The 18,337-nt window shown below is 63.7% G+C and carries 20 protein-coding genes; 9 read left to right on the top strand and 11 right to left on the bottom strand.

Annotated features, from left to right (window positions below):
• Positions 1–37: 37 nt before the first annotated feature.
• Positions 38–613, bottom strand: coding sequence for a YceI family protein (locus X743_RS156125; protein ID WP_023765635.1), 576 nt, complete (start codon positions 611–613; stop codon positions 38–40).
• Between the two features lie 84 nt (positions 614–697).
• Positions 698–1,270: a cytochrome b gene (locus X743_RS156130; RefSeq protein ID WP_023765634.1), complete on the bottom strand. Its 573-nt coding sequence runs from the start codon at positions 1,268–1,270 to the stop codon at positions 698–700.
• A 116-nt stretch (positions 1,271–1,386) separates the two neighbouring features.
• Here X743_RS156130 and X743_RS156135 point away from each other — a divergent pair, with 116 nt between their 5' ends.
• Positions 1,387–2,469: a transposase gene (locus X743_RS156135; protein ID WP_023765633.1), complete on the top strand. Its 1,083-nt coding sequence runs from the start codon at positions 1,387–1,389 to the stop codon at positions 2,467–2,469.
• Positions 2,470–2,788: 319 nt separating this feature from the next.
• On the opposite strand, the gene X743_RS156140 is transcribed toward X743_RS156135, so the two are convergent.
• On the bottom strand, positions 2,789–3,679 hold the full coding sequence (locus X743_RS156140) for a LysR family transcriptional regulator (protein ID WP_023765632.1): 891 nt from the start codon (positions 3,677–3,679) through the stop codon (positions 2,789–2,791).
• A 96-nt stretch (positions 3,680–3,775) separates the two neighbouring features.
• On the opposite strand from X743_RS156140, the gene X743_RS156145 reads away from it, so the two are divergent.
• On the top strand, positions 3,776–4,771 hold the full coding sequence (locus X743_RS156145; RefSeq protein ID WP_023765631.1) for an aldo/keto reductase: 996 nt from the start codon (positions 3,776–3,778) through the stop codon (positions 4,769–4,771).
• Positions 4,772–4,984: 213 nt separating this feature from the next.
• Here the strand turns inward: X743_RS156145 and X743_RS156150 are convergent, their stop codons facing one another.
• From X743_RS156150 to infC, 7 genes are all read right to left on the bottom strand, one after another.
• The gene (locus X743_RS156150; RefSeq protein WP_023765630.1) at positions 4,985–5,587 is read right to left on the bottom strand and encodes a nucleotidyltransferase family protein; all 603 of its coding nucleotides are present in this window, start codon (positions 5,585–5,587) and stop codon (positions 4,985–4,987) included.
• A gap of 94 nt (positions 5,588–5,681) precedes the next feature.
• A complete protein-coding gene (pheT, locus tag X743_RS156155; protein ID WP_023765629.1) occupies positions 5,682–8,090 on the bottom strand; it encodes a phenylalanine--tRNA ligase subunit beta in 2,409 nt (802 codons plus the stop codon).
• Positions 8,091–8,133: 43 nt separating this feature from the next.
• Complete coding sequence (gene pheS, locus X743_RS156160) at positions 8,134–9,186, bottom strand: phenylalanine--tRNA ligase subunit alpha (protein WP_032923031.1); 1,053 nt, start codon at positions 9,184–9,186, stop codon at positions 8,134–8,136.
• Positions 9,187–9,373: 187 nt separating this feature from the next.
• A complete protein-coding gene (gene rplT, locus X743_RS156165; RefSeq protein WP_006201247.1) occupies positions 9,374–9,775 on the bottom strand; it encodes a 50S ribosomal protein L20 in 402 nt (133 codons plus the stop codon).
• Positions 9,776–9,867: 92 nt separating this feature from the next.
• Entirely contained in the window at positions 9,868–10,071 is a 204-nt protein-coding gene (gene rpmI / locus X743_RS156170; RefSeq protein WP_006201248.1) for a 50S ribosomal protein L35, read from the bottom strand.
• 182 nt (positions 10,072–10,253) lie between these two features.
• The gene (locus tag X743_RS156175) at positions 10,254–10,880 is read right to left on the bottom strand and encodes an isoprenylcysteine carboxylmethyltransferase family protein (protein WP_023765627.1); all 627 of its coding nucleotides are present in this window, start codon (positions 10,878–10,880) and stop codon (positions 10,254–10,256) included.
• 156 nt (positions 10,881–11,036) lie between these two features.
• On the bottom strand, positions 11,037–11,573 hold the full coding sequence (gene infC / locus X743_RS156180) for a translation initiation factor IF-3 (RefSeq protein WP_010912915.1): 537 nt from the start codon (positions 11,571–11,573) through the stop codon (positions 11,037–11,039).
• Positions 11,574–11,792: 219 nt separating this feature from the next.
• Here infC and X743_RS156185 point away from each other — a divergent pair, with 219 nt between their 5' ends.
• The 4 genes from X743_RS156185 (at position 11,793) to X743_RS156200 (ending at position 15,165) form a co-directional block, all read left to right on the top strand.
• The gene (locus tag X743_RS156185) at positions 11,793–12,560 is read left to right on the top strand and encodes an alpha/beta hydrolase (protein WP_023765626.1); all 768 of its coding nucleotides are present in this window, start codon (positions 11,793–11,795) and stop codon (positions 12,558–12,560) included.
• 5 nt (positions 12,561–12,565) lie between these two features.
• Positions 12,566–13,708, top strand: coding sequence for a benzoate/H(+) symporter BenE family transporter (locus X743_RS156190; protein WP_023765625.1), 1,143 nt, complete (start codon positions 12,566–12,568; stop codon positions 13,706–13,708).
• A gap of 117 nt (positions 13,709–13,825) precedes the next feature.
• The gene (locus X743_RS156195; protein ID WP_023765624.1) at positions 13,826–14,308 is read left to right on the top strand and encodes a DUF2852 domain-containing protein; all 483 of its coding nucleotides are present in this window, start codon (positions 13,826–13,828) and stop codon (positions 14,306–14,308) included.
• A gap of 98 nt (positions 14,309–14,406) precedes the next feature.
• Complete coding sequence (locus X743_RS156200) at positions 14,407–15,165, top strand: M48 family metallopeptidase (protein ID WP_023765623.1); 759 nt, start codon at positions 14,407–14,409, stop codon at positions 15,163–15,165.
• A gap of 6 nt (positions 15,166–15,171) precedes the next feature.
• On the opposite strand, the gene X743_RS156205 is transcribed toward X743_RS156200, so the two are convergent.
• Positions 15,172–15,390 carry a hypothetical protein gene (locus X743_RS156205; protein WP_023765622.1) on the bottom strand — a complete coding sequence of 73 codons (219 nt, stop codon included), beginning with the start codon at positions 15,388–15,390 and terminating at the stop codon, positions 15,172–15,174.
• Between the two features lie 112 nt (positions 15,391–15,502).
• Between X743_RS156205 and X743_RS156210 the strand changes: the two genes are divergently transcribed.
• The 3 genes from X743_RS156210 to trpA are packed head-to-tail and all read left to right on the top strand — an operon-like array spanning position 15,503 to position 18,283.
• Positions 15,503–16,162, top strand: a complete 660-nt coding sequence (locus X743_RS156210) for a phosphoribosylanthranilate isomerase (protein WP_023765621.1) — start codon at positions 15,503–15,505, stop codon at positions 16,160–16,162.
• 28 nt (positions 16,163–16,190) lie between these two features.
• Positions 16,191–17,441 (top strand): tryptophan synthase subunit beta, encoded by a 1,251-nt coding sequence (gene trpB, locus X743_RS156215; protein WP_023765620.1) that lies wholly within the window; start codon positions 16,191–16,193, stop codon positions 17,439–17,441.
• A 2-nt stretch (positions 17,442–17,443) separates the two neighbouring features.
• Positions 17,444–18,283, top strand: a complete 840-nt coding sequence (gene trpA, locus X743_RS156220) for a tryptophan synthase subunit alpha (RefSeq protein WP_013891653.1) — start codon at positions 17,444–17,446, stop codon at positions 18,281–18,283.
• Positions 18,284–18,337: the final 54 nt, after the last annotated feature.

Raw genomic sequence — 18,337 nt, 5'->3', positions numbered from 1 at the left:
CCCCGCTTACCCCGGGTTAGCCCCGCTTACCCCGGGGTTAGCCCCGCTTACCCGTTAGCGACATGTCGAAGTCGACGATGTTGGAATAGAGCGGCGTGCCGACATCCATGCCGTAACGCGACCTCAACACCTTGCCGGTGACGTGGAACTTGATCGTGCCGCCCTTCGACCCATCGAACTCGGCGGTGAACTTTTCCGCGAACGTCTTGCCGCGTGCCGTCAGCCGGCCGGTGACAAGGGCTGATGTGTCGCCGGTGCGGGTCACGCTGGTCGAACGGAACTGGATCTCCGGGCTGTTGGCGGCGTCGAACACAGCGTCGGAGCGCAGGAAGGCATCGATGCGGCCCTGGCCGGTGCCGACGCTTTCCGGATAGATGGTAAAGTCGACCTTGGAGCGCCCGACATCGGAATTGTCGATGCGGATCGTGCCCTTGAAGCGGCCGAAGGCGCCATCGAAGCCCCCGCCACCGGCCTTGCCGATGGTGAAACGGATGCTGGAGGCTGCCGGATTGATCGTGTAGCTGCCAGCGGCGTCACCAAGCGAAATGGCCGCTGAAACAGGCATGGCAAGACAAGCGGCAACCGCCGCAAATCCGAAGATGCGTGCATACATGGGGAGTAATCCTTTTTGGAGGCAACGCTGTTCGCGTCCTCGCCCCACCAACGAACCAACTGCCAGTTCTATTCCCGGCCAGATCTAATCCCGGCTTGACGAAGGTGTGATCATGCGCGTGAGCACGCTGTCGCGCAGCAGGAAGTGATGGCGCAACGCGGCGGCGACATGCAGCGCGACGAGCGCGATGCCGGCATAGGCGAGATACCAATGCACCGATGCCCAGAAGCTTTCGGCAAAGTCGGACTCGGCGAGCGGCAGGCTGGGCATCACGAACAGGTTGAATGGCATGGTCGGGATTTCCAGCGTCGACACCGACACCAATGCCCAGCCTGACAAGGGCAAGGCGATCTGGAAGGCATAGAGCGCCAGATGCGCCATCGGCCCGGCGCGCCGCTCAAGCGTGCCGACCGAGGACGGCAGGGCCGGCGCCGCATTGCCGAGCCGCCAGGCGATGCGCAGGATGATGAGGCCAAGCAGCAGGAAGCCCAGGGATTTGTGCAGTTGGATCAGCTCGAAGGCGGTGCGCTGGCTGGTGAGCCGCACCATGACGAAGCCGAGCCCGAACTGACCGATGAAGATGATCCCGATCAGCCAGTGAATAAGAATGGTTGCCCAGCCGTAGCGGGTCGCGGTGTTGGTGATTGACGCCTGCATGGGAGGCGAACGAACGGCAGGACGGTTTTCTTCCAGCGCTCCTCACCCTCCCCCTTGTGGGCATATGCGCTAAGATAGGCGTTGCAGTGGGGAATCGGTTGTGATTCTACGCTGCGATGACACACGAATCGCTTGTAGATGACGGCTGGGCCGAGACGATTGAGCTGCTCGGCGGTGAAGAGTTGATTGCGGGGATTGCCCGCGATACGAAGGCGTTTCTGCGGCCGCGGGGCGTCAGGTCGGCTACTGATCTGTTGCGCCTGACACTGGCTTACTGCCTTGGCAAGGTTGGCATGCGGGGCGTCGTGGCCTGGGCGGCGGCAAGCGGGATCGCTGACATCTCGGACGTGGCGTTGCTCGGGCGGCTGCGCAATGCAGGACCCTGGCTGCAGCAGTTGATCGGGCATCTTTTGAAGTGCGAGGAGGAAGGCTTGCCTAAGGGTCGGCTGATCCGCATCCTCGATGCGACGTCGGTTGCCAAGGCGGGTGTGCATGAGAAGAAGAACAATGGCCTTTGGCGTATGCACTGCGCCTTCGATCTTGAGCGCGAGCAGTTCGATTTCCTCGAGATCACCGACCAGAGCGAGGCCGAGCTGATCGACCGCGTGCCGGTGGTGCCGGGCGAGATCCGCATCGGCGACCGCGCCTATCTGCAGGCCGAGCGGATCGCAAAGGTCATGGCGCAAGACGGCGACGTTGTCGTGCGCGCGCCGTGGAAGAATGTGCGATGGCTCGACGCCAGCGGCAAGGCGTTCGATCTCATCGGCCACCTGAAGAGCTGCCGGGAGGAGGTCATCGAAACGCCTGTCTGGCTGGGCCTCAAGAAGGGTGAGCCCCTGAAGATGCGCCTGATCGCCTTGCGCAAATCCGAGGCCGCGACACAAGAAGCGCGGCGCAAAATCAACAAGGAAGCCAAGGCCAAGGGCAAGCAGGTTCAACCGGAGACGCTGATTGCCGCCGGCTTTGTCATCCTTGTGACCTCGCTTGACCAGGAGGAGTTTCCCTCCGGTACAGTTCTCAAGCTCTATCGCATGCGCTGGCGCATCGAACTCGCTTTCAAGCGCCTGAAGAGCCTGATCGGACTGCGCGCGCCTCCCGCCAAAGACCCAAGGATCGCAAGGCCTTGGATTCTTGCCCACTTCCTCATCGCGCTTGTGACCGAACCCCTTTCGCAGGAGTTGGGTGTCTCTCCCCCTTGAGCGACGGGCGCCCGCTGCTGTGGCGCGCCACCCGCCAGATCGTCGCCTCTCTGATCGCAGCGATCTTTGCTCAGCCTCCCTTGGCAACCCTGCGCCAAAATCTCCGTGCCTTGCGACATCGATGGCGTGAGCCACCACGAAAGCGCAAATTTCAGTCCATGCCGAAACTATCTTAGCGCATATGCCCTTGTGGGAGGGTCGATCCGCGCAGCGGATCGGGGTGGGGGTCTTCGTAGCGTACCCCCACCCCGTCTCGCAATCTCCGCTTCGCTCCGACTGCGAGCCGACCCTCCCCACAAGAGAGAAGGTAAAGCGCGCCTCATGCGCTCACCTTGAAGAAATCCACGAAAGCCCTCAGCGCCGGACGCATCTGGCGGCGGCTCGGATAGTAGACGAAGAACCCGTCGAAGGACGGGCACCAGTCCTCCAGCACGCGGATCAGCCTGCCGTCGGCGAGCGGCGCGCGGACATAGGGCTCGAAGACGAAGGCCAGCCCGGCGCCGTCGACCGCGGCCTGCGCGATCAGATGGTCCTCGTCGAGGATCAGCGGCCCTTCCACCGCCATCTCGATCTCCTCGCTCCCTTTCTCGAATTCCCAGCGATAGAGGATGCCGCTGGAAAAGCGGAAACGGATGCAGCGATGGCCGGCAAGGTCGCGCGGGTGGCGCGGTCTGGGCATCGCTTCGAAATAGGCCGGCGCGCCGACCACCGCACCGCGAATATCCGGCCCGATGCGCACCGCGATCATGTCGCGCTGCAGGCTCTCACCGAGTCGCACGCCGGCATCGAAGCCACCTTCCACCACGTCGGTGAAGCGATCCTCGACGACGATCTCAAGCACGATGTCGGGGTAGGCTGCCGCAAAAGCGCCCAGCCTTGGCGTCAGCACCAGATGCGCTGCCGTGCGCGGCACGCTGAGCCGCAGATTGCCGGCGGGCCGGTCGCGCGCTTCAACCGCCGTCTCCAGCGCCAGGTCGATCTCAGACAGCGCCGGCCGCAGCCGTTCCAGCAATTGCGCACCTTCTTCGGTGGGCGCGACACTGCGTGTGCTGCGCGACAGGAGGCGAACACCAAGCCGGGCTTCCAGGCTGGACACTGCGTGGCTAACCGCCGACGGCGCGATGGCCAACTCCCTAGCGGCGCCGCGAAAGCTGCCGCATTGGGCGACGGTTGCCAGCACGGCCAGTTGGGAAAGGTGCGCTCGGTTCATTGATCTATATTCTAGAACAGCCCGTGCAAATGAGAGCCGATTATCGAACACAAGGCAAGGCGCTATTTGTCCCGCATTGCAACAAGGAGACGCGTTATGCAAACCCGCAAGCTAGGAACTGAATTGAACGTCCACCCCGTCGGCCTCGGCTGCATGGGCATGAGCTTCGCCTATGGCGGCCAGCCGGAGGCTGAAGCGATCGCCACATTGCGCCGCGCCGTCGACATCGGGGTCAATTTCTTCGACACGGCGGAGGTCTACGGCCCCTATGAGAACGAGATTCTGGTCGGCAAGGCGCTGAAGCCGGTGCGCGACAAGGTGACCATCGCCACCAAATTCGGCTTCAAGATCCTGGAGGAAGGTGCCGGTATGGACCGCATGGCCGGCGTCGACAGCCGCCCCGAGCACGTCAAGGCTGTCGCCGAGGCATCGCTGAAGCGGCTGGGCACCGATGTGATCGACCTCTATTACCAGCATCGCGTCGATCCCAGCGTGCCGATCGAAGACACGGTCGGCGCCATGGCCGAACTGGTGCGCGAGGGCAAGGTGCGGGCGCTCGGCCTTTCGGAAGCGAGTGCCGCGACCATCCGCCGGGCGCACGCCGTGCATCCGATCGCGGCCGTGCAGAGCGAATATTCACTGTGGAGCCGCGACCCGGAAGACGAGGTGTTCGCCGTCTGCCGCGAACTCGGCATCGGCTTCGTTCCCTACAGCCCGCTGGGTCGTGGCCTGCTGACGAGTACGATCGCCAACCCCGAGGCCTTGAGCGACGATGACTGGCGCCGCACCTTGCCACGCTTCCAGACCGAGGCGATGGAAGCCAACGCCAAAATTGTCGCCACGCTGGAGAAGATGGCGGCTGAAAAAGGCGTCACCTCGGCGCAGCTGGCGCTCGCCTGGGTGCTGCACCAGGGCGATTTCATCGTGCCGATCCCCGGCGCAAGAAAGATACGTCATCTGGAGCAGAACACCGCGGCGGCCGCGATCGAACTGAGCGCGGCCGAGGTGGCGGCGATTGGTGACGCGCTTTCGCCCGATAAGGTGGTTGGCAAGCGCTACACGGAGGAGTTGCTGGCGCTGGTGAATGGGTGAGGAGCGCATCGGCGCTCTTGTTGTGAGGCCGGCGCGAGGCGCCCCCCTCTGTCCTGCCGGACATCTCCCCCTCATGGGGGGAGATCGGCTTTCCTTTCGGCTTTCGCTAATCGTCAACGTTGAGAGATGTGCGCGGCGGCCAAGCTGTCAATCTCCCCCCTTGAGGGGGAGATGGCCGGCAGGCCAGAGGGGGGCGCCTCGCGTCGACATTCCCTACCAAGGCACCACCGAAATCTCCGGCCAATATTCCTTCGCGCGGCGGCCCTTCGCATCATGCGTTCGCTGGTTATCCATCACCCGGTTGGGCGTGATGCGGAACGAAAAAATGTTGTCGACCCCAAACGGCGCCACAAGCTCCAATTGCCCGTCGGCATCGTATCGCACCCCGACCGCATGGGTCTTCGAGGCAAAATGCCCAACCGAGTCGCTGGAACTCGTATAGCGCGGGCAGGGCTGCCCGAACTTCTGCGGATACCACAGATGCACCCGCGCCTGGTTGCGCACCTCGACCGGCAATGCCAGCCCTTCGAAATGCGGTGCCGCCCGGCGAATGACGGCGTCCTCGGCCTCGTAGGATAAATCCGCATCATCGAAATAGAACAAGTCGACATCCTTGATGCCGTAGCCCGACGGCTTGCCGGTCAGATGGTTCCAGACGCTGTTGTAGAGCGCGCCGGAAACCACCAGCCAGTCCGGAAGGTTGAGCGCTCGGGCACGCACCAGCGCTTCGCGGACGAGCGGATCGGCCGACACGATGTCGAGAAACGCTTCGCGTTGTGCTTCGAACGGCAGCCCGGAATAGCGCAGATGGTCCATCGCCTTTTGGAGGACGATTCGCCATCTGCCCGCAATCCATAATTCCTGCGCAATTCCGAACGGAAAACCGCTAAACACTTTTCCTGGAATTGCTTCAGCCGCGCAGAACACCGCCGGTCTGCTTGCCGACATTCTCGACGATGCGCTTGGCGAGCGCCTCGAAATCCTCGTCGGTCAGCGTCTTTTCGACCGGCTGGATCGACACTTCGATGGCGATCGATTTCTTGTCGGCGCCGAGCGATGCACCCTCGAAGATGTCGAAGACCGAGACACCAGTGATCAGCTTCTTGTCGGCGGCAAGGGCGGCGCGCACCAGCGTGCCGGCCTCGACGGATCTATCGACGACGAAGGCGAAGTCGCGCTTCACCGCCTGGAAGGCGGACAGACCCAGCCTCGGCTTGGTCTTCGTCGGCTTGGCCTTCGGCTCGGGCACGGCGTCGACGAACACTTCGAAGCCGCACAGCGGTCCGGAGACGTCGAGCCCTTCCAGCGTCTTCGGGTGGAATTCGCCGAACGTGCCGAGCACGGTCTTCGGCCCGAGCTTGATCGTGCCTGAGCGGCCGGGATGGTACCAGGCCGGACCGCCCGCCTCGATCTGCAGCCGGTCGACCGGCGCGCCGCAGGCTTCGAGTGCCGCCATCGCATCGGCCTTGGCGTCGAACACGCCGACCGGCCCGGAATTGCCGGCCCAGTTGCGGCCAGAGCCGTCGAGCTTGGCGGTGCCGCGGCGCACGCCGGCAGCGACGCGGCGCTGCTGGTCGGCGCCGTCGCCCTCATAGGTGCCCGAGACTTCGAACAGCGCCACGTCGCCGATGCCCTTGTCGGCATTGCGCTGGGCAGCGGCGATCAGCCCCGGCAGCAGCGAGGGCCGCATGTCGGACATATCGGCGGCGATCGGGTTGGCGAGCTTGAGCGCCGTCTGGCCGCCGCCGAACAGCTCGGCATGCCTTGCCGGGATGAACGACCAGGTGACGGCCTCCATCATGCCGCGCACTGCCAATGCGCGCTTGGCCGTGCGGGTGCGCACCTGCAGCGTGGTGAGGATTTTTGCATTGACCGCGTCATGCGCGCCGAGTGGCTGCGGGGCGATGTTGTCGACGCCGTGGATGCGCATCACCTCCTCGACCAGGTCGGCCTTGCCGTCGACATCGGGACGCCAGGAGGGCACGGTCACGTTGACGACATCGCCCGATCCGTCCGCCGTGAAACCGAGGCGCGAGAGAATGTCCAGGCTTTCCGTTCTCGGAACCTCGATCCCGGTCAGGCGCTTGATGTCCGACAGCGGGAAGGAGACCATCTTGGGCTGGTGGCCGGTGTAGCCGGCCACTTCGACCTCCGTCGGCGTGCCGCCGCAGAAATCGAGCACCAGTTTCGTTGCCAGCTCTAGGCCTGGCACCATGAATTCGGGATCGACACCGCGTTCGAAGCGATAGCGCGCATCGGTGATGATGCCGAGCGTGCGGCCGGTGCGGGCGGTGGTGATCGGTTCCCAAAGCGCGGATTCGATCAGCACGTCGGTGGTGTTCTCGTCGCAGCCGGAATGCTCGCCGCCCATGATGCCGGCGATCGATTCGACGCCATCGTCATCCGCGATCACGCACATCTCCGGCGTCAGCGTGTATTCGCGGCCGTCGAGCGCCAGCACCTTCTCGCCGTCGCGCGCGCGGCGCACGACCAGGTTGCCGGCGACCTTCCTGGCATCGAACACATGCAGCGGCCGGCCACGATCGAAGGTGACGTAATTGGTGATGTCGACCAGCGCGCTGATCGGCCGAAGGCCAATGGCGATCAGCCGCTGCTGCAGCCATTTCGGCGACGGGCCGTTCTTCACGCCCTTCACCAGCCTGAGCGCGAAGCCGGGACAGAGTTCCGGGGCCTCGATCGTCACCTTGACCGGACACATGCCGCTGCCGGCGTGGGGCATGATGGCGCCACCGACGAGACGGCCGAGCCCGCTTGCCGCCAGATCCCTGGCGATGCCGTAGACGCTGGTCGCATCAGGCCGGTTCGGCGTCAGATTGATCTCGATGACCGGATCGTCGAGATGCGCATAGGTCGCGAAGCTGGTGCCGACCGGCGCATCGGCGGGCAGGTCGATGATGCCGTTATGCTCGTCGGAAAGCTCCAGTTCGCGCTCGGAGCACATCATGCCGTGGCTTTCGACGCCCCGGATCTTGCCGACCGTCAGCGTTACGTCGATGCCGGGCACATAGGTGCCGGGCGCGGCAAAGGCGCCGATCAGGCCCGCGCGGGCGTTCGGCGCTCCACACACCACTTGCACCGGCGGCTTGCCGTCGCCGGTGTCGACGGTCAGCACCCGCAGCCGGTCGGCATCTGGGTGCTGCATCGCCGTCAGCACTTTGGCGATAACGAAGGGTTTCAGGCTCGATTTGTCGTCGACATGCTCGACTTCGAGGCCGATCGAGGTCAGCCGCTCGACGATCTCGGCGAGCGTGGCGTCGGTCTCGAGATGATCCTTGAGCCAGGAGAGGGTGAATTTCATGATGCTGTTCCGTAATAGCTGGCAGCAGGAATGTTCAGGGCTGTCACGCGCTCAGGCCTCCGAACAGTGTCGGCATGTCGAGCGGCCTGAAACCGTAATGCGACAGCCAGCGCACGTCGGCATCGAAGAAGGCGCGCAGGTCCGGCATGCCATATTTCAGCATGGCAATGCGGTCGATGCCCATGCCCCAGGCAAAACCCTGGTACTCGTCCGGATCGAGCCCGCCGGCGCGCAGCACGTTGGGGTGCACCATGCCGCAGCCGAGGATCTCCATCCAGTCGGAGCCTTCGCCGAAGCGCACTTCGCCGGGCCGCGAGCGGTCGCATTGGATGTCGACCTCGAGGCTAGGCTCGGTGAACGGGAAGAAGGACGGCCGGAAGCGCATCTTGACCGAGGGCACCTCGAAGAATGCCTTGCAGAACTCTTCCAGTACCCACTTCATGTTGGCGACATTGGCCGACTTGTCGATCACCAGACCCTCGACCTGATGGAACATCGGCGAGTGGGTGGCGTCGGAATCCTGCCGGTAGGTCTTGCCCGGAATGACGATGCGGATCGGCGGCTTCTGCTTCTCCATGGTGCGGATCTGCACCGGGGAGGTGTGGGTGCGCAAAAGCTTGCGCTCGCCCTTCTCGTCCGGCTGGAAGAAGAAGGTGTCGTGCATCTCGCGCGCCGGATGGCCTTCGGGGAAATTCAGCGCGGTGAAATTGTAATAGTCGGTCTCGATATCCGGCCCTTCGGCGATGGCGAAGCCGAGATCGCCGAAGATCGCCGCGATCTCGTCGATGACCTGGCTGATCGGATGGATACGGCCGCGCTCGGCCGGCGACTGCCGCACCGGCAGCGTCACGTCGACCTTCTCGGAAGCCAGCCGCGCGGCGATCGCCACGTCCTTCAGTTCAGCCTTGCGGGCCGTCAGAGCCTCAGTGACCCGGTTTTTGAGGCCGTTGATGGCAGGGCCCTTCACCTGGCGCTCCTCGGCGGTCATGGCGCCAAGCGTCTTCAGCATTTCGGACACGGTGCCCTTCTTGCCGAAGGCGGCAATACGCACGGCTTCGATGGCCGGCTCATCGGCGGCCGATGCGATGTCGGCCATCAGGGAATTTTCGAGCGTATCCAAGCCGGTAGTTACGTCGTTCACGGTCAAACTCGCTACGTTGGAAGTCAGCTTTAAAGTGAAAGTCACTTCTAAGTTGAAAGGTCAGGCATAAGAAAAACCCGCGCCAGCCGTGCCAGCGCGGGTTCCCCAAATCAGAATTGCGAATGCTTGGGAAGCGCTGGTCTTAGGCGACAGCGCTTTCAAAAGCGTTCGGCGTGGTGTTCTTCAGATATTCGAGCGCGACCTTGGCCTTGGCGACCAGCGCGGCGAAAGCCTGCGGCTCATGGATAGCCATGTCGGACAGGATCTTGCGATCGATCTCGATGCCGGCCTTGTTGAGGCCGTCGATGAAGCGGCCATAGGTCAGGCCGTGCTCGTGGGTCGCGGCGTTGATGCGCTGGATCCACAGCGCGCGGAACGAGCGCTTGCGGTTCTTGCGGTCGCGGTAAGCGTACTGCAGCGACTTTTCCACCGCCTGCTTGGCGATGCGGATGGTGTTCTTGCGGCGGCCGTAGAAGCCTTTGGCGGCTTTCAGGACCTTCTTGTGCTTGGCGTGCGAGGTGACGCCTCTCTTTACGCGTGCCATGTCATGATCTCCTTAAAAGCAATTCCAGGAAAGTGTGTTGCGGTTTTCCGTTCGGAATTGCGTAAAAACAAACGCTGTCCAGACCGAATGCCTCAGAGGCCGTTCGGCAGAAAATTCTTGATGACCTTCTTGCCATCCGGTTCAGCCAGAACCATCGTGCCGCGGGCATTTCGAATGAACTTGTTGGAACGCTTGATCATGCCGTGACGCTTGCCGGCCGCAGCCGACAGGACTTTACCCGTACCTGTGATCTTGAACCGCTTCTTGGCGGCCGACTTGGTCTTCATCTTGGGCATTTTGCTACTCCGTCTCGTTGGCGCACTATCGCGCTTCTTGTTCGCTTCGGGCCGACCAAAGCCCGAAAAGCAAATGAAACCGCCACGGCATGCCCTGCCGGGCGGTTTTCTTGAACGGCGGTCCTATACGTCAAAGCGGGCCTGTGTGCAACACCCACCGCGCCGCGCCTTTGCAGCCTCGGTCAGGGCAGCGTGAACCAGACCGGCAGCATGCCCGACTGCTGGGCGCCGTCGATCAGTTCGAACGCCGGCAGCGCAATGAGGAACACCAGGCCATCGAGCAGCGTGGTCAACAGCAGACGCGGCTTGAAGCTACCGGTATCGCCTTCCTGGTAGAGGGAAAGGTTCGGGAAGAAGCGCGGCACCCGCGCCAGATAGGCGGCATAGGGCGCACCGAGCGCTTCCTTGAGGAATTTCTCCTCGCGCAGGATGACGATGTGGAAGGCGCCCGCGCAGAGCAGCGCGAACAGGATGATGCCCGAGAACGAGCCGATCTGGGCGCCGACGCCGGCCGCCGCCACGGTCGAGAACACATAGAGCGGGTTGCGGGTCATCGAATAGGGTCCGCCCGTCACCACCTCGGACGATTTGCGCCCGCCTATATAGAGCGTCGCCCAGAGGCGGCCGACGATGCCGAGGAAGATCAGCAGCACGCCGAACATCTCGATTGTTTCATGCACCGGCGTGTCGGGTGGGAAGGTCGACTGGCCGAAAAGCAGCGCCAGAAACAGCACCACCACGAGCACGGCAAGCACGAGCCGGCGCATCTGCTGGTAATTGCCCAGCCCGTATTTGAGTTCGTTGTCCAAGGGGTGTCCGATCGTCGAGGAGCTTAGCCGGCGATCGCGGCTTTAGCCGAGAAACAGGCGTCCCGCCGATCGCCGGGACGCTCTGCAAGACAATTCAGGCGGATTTGGAGCGCTGGCCACGCCTGACTTTATCGTGATCTCAGATGTTCAGCACACCTAGCGCGGCGCCAGCACCATCATCATCTGGCGGCCTTCGAGCTTCGGCTCGGCTTCGACCTTGGCGATGGTCGCCACTTCTTCGCGCACCTTGTTCAGAAGCTGCATGCCGAGCTCCATATGCGCCATCTCGCGGCCACGGAAGCGCAGCGTCAGCTTGACCTTGTCGCCTTCCTCGAAGAAGCGGCGAACCGCCTTCATCTTGGTCTCGTAGTCGTGGCTGTCGATGTTCGGGCGCATCTTGATCTCCTTGATCTCGATGACCTTCTGATTCTTGCGCGCCTCGGCCGCCTTCTTCTGGTTGGCGTATTTCAACTTGCCGAGATCGAGGATTTTTACGACGGGCGGCACCGCATTGGGCGATATTTCGACGAGATCGAGCCCTGCCTCTTCGGCGAGCAGCAATGCGTCGTTGATGGAAACATCACCGCGGTTCTGGCCTTCTGCGTCGATAAGCTGGACCCGGGGAACCCGGATATCACGGTTGGAGCGCGGCCCATCCTTGGTCGGCGCCGCTGCTTTGAAAGGTCTGCGAATGGTCGTGGTCTCCTTGGCCGTTTCGTTCCGGGTTTTGTCGGTCTGATGTGTGGACGCGTCAATGTGGTGAGCGCGCGGGCGGAGTCAATAGCACAGCATTGACAGAAAATCACCCTGATCGCGGGCCTGCACCAAACAAAGAGCATCGTGAGCACTTTTCGCCACGCCTGTGGCTGTGTCACAAGAACCCCGCGCCGAACAGGGCCCGAGGAAAAAGCCATGACCGCCACGCCCCCAGCCTTTCTGGATGTCGATGGATCGCGCATAGCAGTGCGCCATTCGACGGGTTCCACGCCGGGCATTGTCTGGCTGGGCGGCTACAAGTCGGACATGCTGGGCACGAAGGCTGAGACCCTGTCGGACTGGGCCGCGAGCGAAGGCCGGGCTTTCCTGCGCCATGACTATTCGGGCCATGGCGAGTCCGGCGGCGCCTTTGCCGACGGCACGATTTCGACATGGCTGTCGCAGAGCCTTGCCGTGTTCCGGAACTTCGCCAGGGGCAACCAGATCCTGGTCGGCTCCTCGATGGGCGCCTGGATCGCGCTGCGCATGGTGCAGGAATTGCGCAAGGCGGGTGATGCAAGCGTCGTCGGTCTGGTGCTGCTGGCGCCGGCGCCGGATTTTACCGCCGAACTGATCGAACCGGTGCTGACCAAGGCGCAGAAACGCGACCTCGCAAAGAAGGGGTTCTTTGCCGAGCCGTCGGACTATTCCCAGGAACCCTACATCTACACGCGCGCCTTGATCGAGGACGGGCGCGACAACCGGGTGATGACCGGCCCGATCGACACCCATTGCCCGGTTCACATCCTGCAAGGCCTGGCCGATGCGGACGTGCCGTCGAGCCATGCGCTGAAGCTGGTCAGCCTGCTGCCGGCCGATGATGTGACGCTGTCGCTGATCCCCGACGGTGACCACCGCCTGTCGCGGCCGCAGGATCTCGACATGCTGGTGCGGTCGGTCAGTGACATGGCCAAGCGGGGCTGATGAGCATGCGCCTTTCCATCCCGATCTCAGCCTTTGTCGCGGCCATCGTCGGCTTTGGCGGCACACTGGCCATTGTCATAGCCGCCGCCCATGCGGTCGGCGCGACGCAAATCCAGACAGCGAGCTGGGTGACGACCATCTGCCTTGCCATGGCAATCGAGAGCCTGTGGCTGTCCTGGCGCACGAAAATGCCCGTCATCACCGCATGGTCGACGCCGGGCCTGGCGCTGATGGCGGCGTCGAGCGGTTTTTCGATCGGCGAGGCCGTCGCCGCCTTCATCGTCACCGCCATCCTGTTGATCGCCACCGGCCTGTTCAAGCCGTTGACGCAGCTGATCTCCAGGATACCGCCCTCGGTTGCCTCCGGCATGCTGGCCGGCATCGTCGTCACCTTCGCCCTCAACGCGGTCAAGACCGTTCCCGTCGACCCTTGGCTGATCCTGCCGCTGATCGCGGCCTTCTTCATCATCCGCCTGTTCAACCCGGCGCTGTCGGTGCTGGCGGTGCTGATCGGTGGCGGTCTCGCCGCCTTCTTGACCGGCCGTGTCGGCGGCCTGCCGACACCGGAATTGTCGACGCTGACGCTGATCGCGCCCGATTTCACCGCCAAGGCGATGATCGGCCTGGCGCTGCCGCTCTACCTCGTCACCATGGCCTCGCAGAACCTGTCGGGCCTCGCCGTGCTGCGCGCCGCCGGCTACCACCCCGAGCCCGGTCCGCTGATCGGCGTCACCGGCTTGTTTTCGCTGCTGTCGGCGCCGTTTGGCGGCTCGACCACCAATCTGGCGGCGATTTCGGCGGCGATCTGCACCGGGCCGGACGTTCACCCCGACCCAGCCGAGCGCTGGAAAACCGGGCCGTTCTATGCGCTCGCCTATCTCATCTTCGCGATTTTCGGCGCCTCGCTGGTGGCGATCTTCGCCGTCCTGCCGCAGAGCCTGATCGTGCTGGTGGCAGGGCTCGCGCTGATGGCGTCGCTCGCCAACGCGCTGGCCATCGCATTGAAGGACGAGGGGCAGCGCATGGCCGCCACGGTCACTTTCGTCGTCACCGCCTCGGGGCTGACGCTGTTCGGCGTCGGCGCCGCATTCTGGGGGCTGATTGCCGGCCTGGTCGTGCTTTTCCTCGATACGCTCAAAAAGCGATAATCATTTCAGACCTTTGTCCGGTTTTGGCGGACATTGTCTTGAATCGCCGTTTTTGCCTTCCCATTTCGATTCCACGCAGCCGGTCCTGGCTGTCTCCAACCGAAGGAATGGGAGAAAATGAACACATCTGCATTGATCCGCCCGGCCTGGACGCCGGCGACCATCGCCTTGATGGTGATCGGCTTCATGGTGTTCTGGCCGCTCGGCTTCGCCATGCTCGCCTACATCATCTGGGGCGACCGGCTCGACGGCTTCAAGCGTGACGTCAACCGCGCGACCGACGGCATCTTCGCCGGCTGCCGCCGTGGTTCCGACAAGGCCGCGCGCTGGGGTCACGGCTCCGCCCGCACCGGCAACGTCGCTTTCGACGACTGGCGCGAAAAGGAACTTGAGCGCTTGAACGAAGAGCGCCGCAAGCTCGACGAGATGCTGACGCAGTTCGACGAGTATGCCCGCGAATTGCGCCGCGCCAAGGACCAGGACGAGTTCGATCGCTTCATGGCGAACCGCAACAAGTCGACTGCCCCGACGAAGACCGATCCGAGCACCGGAACGACCCCCACCAAGCGTGGCAAAGGTTCGAACCTGCTCGACGACTGAAGCCTAGCGACAGGGCCAAGGTATGATGACGGCGTCGCGTGAGCGGCGCCGTTTCTTTTTTGTTCTATTCGTTTTCTCGAATCGCGTATCGTCCCGCCATGACCATCGGATTCTTTCGCAATCTGACGAAGCCCAAACCCACGCCCGCCGTGGAGCGGGAATATTGTGTCGCCGGCCGCACGCTGCCGCTCAAGATCGTCGAGAGCGCCAGGGCGCGGCGCCTGACGCTGCGCATCGATTCCGGCGGCCAGGGCCTGCGCATCACCGTCCCGCCGGGCCTGCGCCGAGGCGAGGTGGACCGGTTCCTCGAGCGCCACCAGGACTGGCTGGAGCAGCGGCTGGCCAAGGTGCCGACCCGGCCGCAGGTGCGGCCCGGCATCAGGATCCCGATACGCGGCGTGCCGCACCGCATCGTCCATGAGCCGTTGAAGCGCGGCACCGTCACGGTGTCGCGTGACGAGCGCGGCCCGCTGCTGATCGTGCATGGCGACCGGATCCACCTGCCGCGCCGCATTGCCGACTTCTTGAAGCGCGAGGCCAAGAAGGAGATCGAAAAACTGGTGGTCAAGCACACCGGGGCGCTCGGCAAGCGTGCCAAGGCGATCCGCTACAAGGACACCTCCAGCCGCTGGGGGTCATGCACCTCGGAGGGCAACCTGTCCTTCTCGTGGCGCATCATGATGGCCCCGCAGCCCGTCATAAACTATCTCGTCGCCCATGAGGTGGCGCATCTCAAGGAGATGAACCACGGCCCGAAATTCTGGAAATTGTGCGAGAAACTCTGCCCCGACACCGACCGCTGCAAGGATTGGCTGAAGCGCAATGGCGGAGCGCTGCAGGCGATCATGTTCGAGTAGGCTGCCTCAATCGTCGTTCGCCGCATTGAGCTCATCCGGCCGCAGCCCTTCGTCGCCATGATGCGGCCAGGGCAGGAAGTGGCGGTCGAAGGCGTCGCTGCCGAAATAGTCCAGTGCCCGGTGCGCCTCGGCGCCGTTGAAGGCGGCCTTGTCTATCAGGTGGGCGATGACCTCGCGCGCCTGCACGATCTTCTGCCTCAATTCGGCAACGGTTCTGTCGGCCATGATTGTGCTCCCGCCTGGCATTCACTCCATCCATAGGTAGTGCCTTTGGCGTTGCCGGCAAACAGCATGCTTTTTCTCGACTCTTGGCGCGTTTCATGCCAATTCCCGCGTCATGGCGCTCGACATCAAGATCTGCGGCTTGAAGACCGACCAGGCAATGGCCGCAGCCCTTGCCGGCGGTGCCAGCCATGTCGGCTTTATTTTCTTTGCCAAGAGCCCGCGCTATCTCGAACCGGCCGAGGCCGGTCGTCTGCGCGAAGCCGCGCGCGGCAAGGCCTTGGCCGTCGCCGTGACGGTTGACGCCGTCGACGCCTTCCTGGACGAGATCGTCGCCAAAATGCAGCCCGACATGCTGCAGCTGCACGGTTCGGAAACACCCGAGAGAGTGGCCGAGGTCAAGGCCCGCCATGGCCTGCCGGTGATAAAGGCACTGCCGCTCAGCGAGGCTGCCGATCTCGACCGGATAAGGCCTTTCATCGGCGTCGCCGACCGGTTCCTGTTCGACGCCAAGCCGCCAAAAGGTTCCGAGCTGCCGGGCGGCAACGGCATCACCTTCGACTGGCGCATTCTCGCCGGCCTTGACGCCGGCGTCGATTACATGCTTTCCGGGGGGCTCAACGCCGCCAACATCAGCGATGCTCTTCGCCTTGCCAATCCGCCCGCAATAGACATTTCCTCGGGCGTGGAAAGCGCGCCGGGCGTCAAGGATCCGGCGCTGATCGAACAGTTTTTCCGGGCCGTCAGGGCAGCACGCGACGATCGCGCCGCCTGAATAACTCTTTCAAACCAGGAGATCGGCGATGAACAAGCCGGCGACACCCAATTCCTTCCGCACCGGTCCCGACGAACAGGGCATGTTCGGCATCTTCGGCGGTCGTTTCGTTGCCGAAACGTTGATGCCATTGATCCTCGACCTCGAACGGCACTGGAACGAGGTCAAGAACGATCCGGAGTTCAGGGCTGAACTGACGGATCTTTCGACCCACTATGCCGGGCGGCCATCGAAACTCTATTTCGCCGAAGGCCTGACCAGGCATCTTCGCGAGGTTTCCGCGGCGAAGGGCCTCGGCGGCGGCGCAAAGGTCTATTTCAAGCGCGAGGACCTGAACCACACCGGTTCGCACAAGATCAACAACTGCCTCGGCCAGATCCTGCTCGCCAAGCGCATGGGCAAGAAGCGCATCATCGCCGAGACCGGCGCCGGCCAGCACGGCGTCGCGTCCGCCACCGTCGCCGCCCGCTTCGGCTTTCCCTGCGTCGTCTACATGGGCGCCACCGACGTCGCCCGCCAAAGCCCCAACGTCTTCCGCATGAAGCTGCTCGGCGCCGAAGTGCGGCCGGTGACAGCCGGTCACGGCACGCTGAAGGACGCCATGAACGAGGCCCTTCGCGATTGGGTGACCAATGTCGAGGATACCTACTACCTGATCGGCACCGCCGCCGGCCCGCATCCCTATCCGGAACTGGTGCGCGACTTCCAGTCGGTCATCGGCACGGAGGCGCGCGCGCAGATCCTCGAGCAGGAAGGCCGGTTGCCGGATACCATCATCGCGGCTGTCGGCGGCGGCTCCAATGCCATCGGCCTGTTCCATCCCTTCCTTGACGACAAGGAGGTCCGCATCATCGGCATCGAAGCCGGCGGGCGCGGCCTCGACGGCATCGAGCATTGCGCCTCGATGAACGCAGGCGCGCCGGGCGTGCTGCACGGCAACCGCACCTACCTCCTGCAGAATGCCGACGGCCAGATCATGGACGGCCATTCGATCTCGGCCGGCCTCGATTATCCCGGCGTCGGCCCCGAACATTCCTGGCTGCGCGACTCCGGCCGCGTCGACTATGTGCCGATCCTCGACGACGAGGCGCTGGAGGCCTTCAAGCTGACGACCCGCGTCGAAGGCATTATCCCGGCGCTGGAATCCGCCCACGCCATTGCCCACGCGGTGAAGATCGTGCCCGCCATGGACAAGGACCAGATCGTCATCGTCAACCTGTCCGGCCGTGGCGACAAGGACGTGCACACGGTTGCCTCGATGCTGGGCATGGAGATCTGATCATGGTGACCCGCATCGACCGCCGCATGGCAAAACTGAAAGCCGAGGGCCGCCCGGCGCTCGTCACCTATTTCATGGGCGGCGATCCCGACTACGACACCTCCTTGTCGATCATGAAGGCGCTGCCCAAGGCCGGCGCCGACGTCATCGAGCTCGGCATGCCGTTTTCCGATCCGATGGCCGACGGCCCGGCGATCCAGGCGGCAGGCCTGCGCGCGCTGAAAGGCGGCCAGACGCTGGTCAAGACGCTGAAGATGGCGTCGGACTTCCGCTCCGGTGACAATGAAACGCCGATCGTGCTGATGGGCTATTACAACCCGATCTACATCTACGGCGTCGACCGGTTCCTCAAGGACGCCATCGCCAGCGGCATCGATGGGCTGATCGTCGTCGACCTGCCGCCGGAAATGGACGAGGAACTCTGCATTCCGGCGCTGAAAGCCGGCATCAACTTCATCCGGCTGGCGACGCCGACCACCGACGACAAGCGCCTGCCCAAGGTGCTGCAGAACACGTCGGGTTTCGTCTACTACGTGTCGATGACCGGCATCACGGGCTCGGCGCTCGCCGACACCGGCAAGGTGGCGGCGGCGGTCCAGCGCATCAAGGGCCACACCGACCTGCCGGTCTGCGTCGGCTTCGGCGTCAAGACCGCCGAGCAGGCGCGCGTGATCGGCGCCAACGCCGATGGCGTCGTCGTCGGCACCGCGATCGTCAACGCGGTCGCCAACGTGCTGGGGCCGAAGGGCGAAAAGACCGCCGACCCGGCCGAGGCCGTCGCCACGCTGGTCAGCGGGCTGGCGCAAGGCGTGCGCTCGGCCCGCCTTGCTGCCGCCGAATAGTTTCCCTACCTCTGGTCTTGTGCATGTCGTTCTCCCGCGTGGCCTGCACTAACT

Origin of the sequence: Mesorhizobium sp. LNHC232B00, assembly GCF_000502435.1 — a bacterium.
Lineage (GTDB): Bacteria > Pseudomonadota > Alphaproteobacteria > Rhizobiales > Rhizobiaceae > Mesorhizobium > Mesorhizobium opportunistum.
This window is presented reverse-complemented; position numbering and strand designations above follow the sequence as displayed.

Bases quoted from the DNA above. Each gene is read 5' to 3' on its own strand.
- X743_RS156125 (WP_023765635.1), bottom strand. From the start codon at position 613: ATGTATGCACGCATCTTCGGATTTGCGGCGGTTGCCGCTTGTCTTGCC.
- X743_RS156130 (WP_023765634.1), bottom strand. From the start codon at position 1,270: ATGCAGGCGTCAATCACCAACACCGCGACCCGCTACGGCTGGGCAACC.
- X743_RS156135 (WP_023765633.1), top strand. From the start codon at position 1,387: ATGACACACGAATCGCTTGTAGATGACGGCTGGGCCGAGACGATTGAG.
- X743_RS156140 (WP_023765632.1), bottom strand. From the start codon at position 3,679: ATGAACCGAGCGCACCTTTCCCAACTGGCCGTGCTGGCAACCGTCGCC.
- X743_RS156145 (WP_023765631.1), top strand. From the start codon at position 3,776: ATGCAAACCCGCAAGCTAGGAACTGAATTGAACGTCCACCCCGTCGGC.
- X743_RS156150 (WP_023765630.1), bottom strand. From the start codon at position 5,587: ATGGACCATCTGCGCTATTCCGGGCTGCCGTTCGAAGCACAACGCGAA.
- pheT (WP_023765629.1), bottom strand. From the start codon at position 8,090: ATGAAATTCACCCTCTCCTGGCTCAAGGATCATCTCGAGACCGACGCC.
- pheS (WP_032923031.1), bottom strand. From the start codon at position 9,186: ATGGCCGACATCGCATCGGCCGCCGATGAGCCGGCCATCGAAGCCGTG.
- rplT (WP_006201247.1), bottom strand. From the start codon at position 9,775: ATGGCACGCGTAAAGAGAGGCGTCACCTCGCACGCCAAGCACAAGAAG.
- rpmI (WP_006201248.1), bottom strand. From the start codon at position 10,071: ATGCCCAAGATGAAGACCAAGTCGGCCGCCAAGAAGCGGTTCAAGATC.
- X743_RS156185 (WP_023765626.1), top strand. From the start codon at position 11,793: ATGACCGCCACGCCCCCAGCCTTTCTGGATGTCGATGGATCGCGCATA.
- X743_RS156190 (WP_023765625.1), top strand. From the start codon at position 12,566: ATGCGCCTTTCCATCCCGATCTCAGCCTTTGTCGCGGCCATCGTCGGC.
- X743_RS156195 (WP_023765624.1), top strand. From the start codon at position 13,826: ATGAACACATCTGCATTGATCCGCCCGGCCTGGACGCCGGCGACCATC.
- X743_RS156200 (WP_023765623.1), top strand. From the start codon at position 14,407: ATGACCATCGGATTCTTTCGCAATCTGACGAAGCCCAAACCCACGCCC.
- X743_RS156205 (WP_023765622.1), bottom strand. From the start codon at position 15,390: ATGGCCGACAGAACCGTTGCCGAATTGAGGCAGAAGATCGTGCAGGCG.
- X743_RS156210 (WP_023765621.1), top strand. From the start codon at position 15,503: ATGGCGCTCGACATCAAGATCTGCGGCTTGAAGACCGACCAGGCAATG.
- trpB (WP_023765620.1), top strand. From the start codon at position 16,191: ATGAACAAGCCGGCGACACCCAATTCCTTCCGCACCGGTCCCGACGAA.
- trpA (WP_013891653.1), top strand. From the start codon at position 17,444: ATGGTGACCCGCATCGACCGCCGCATGGCAAAACTGAAAGCCGAGGGC.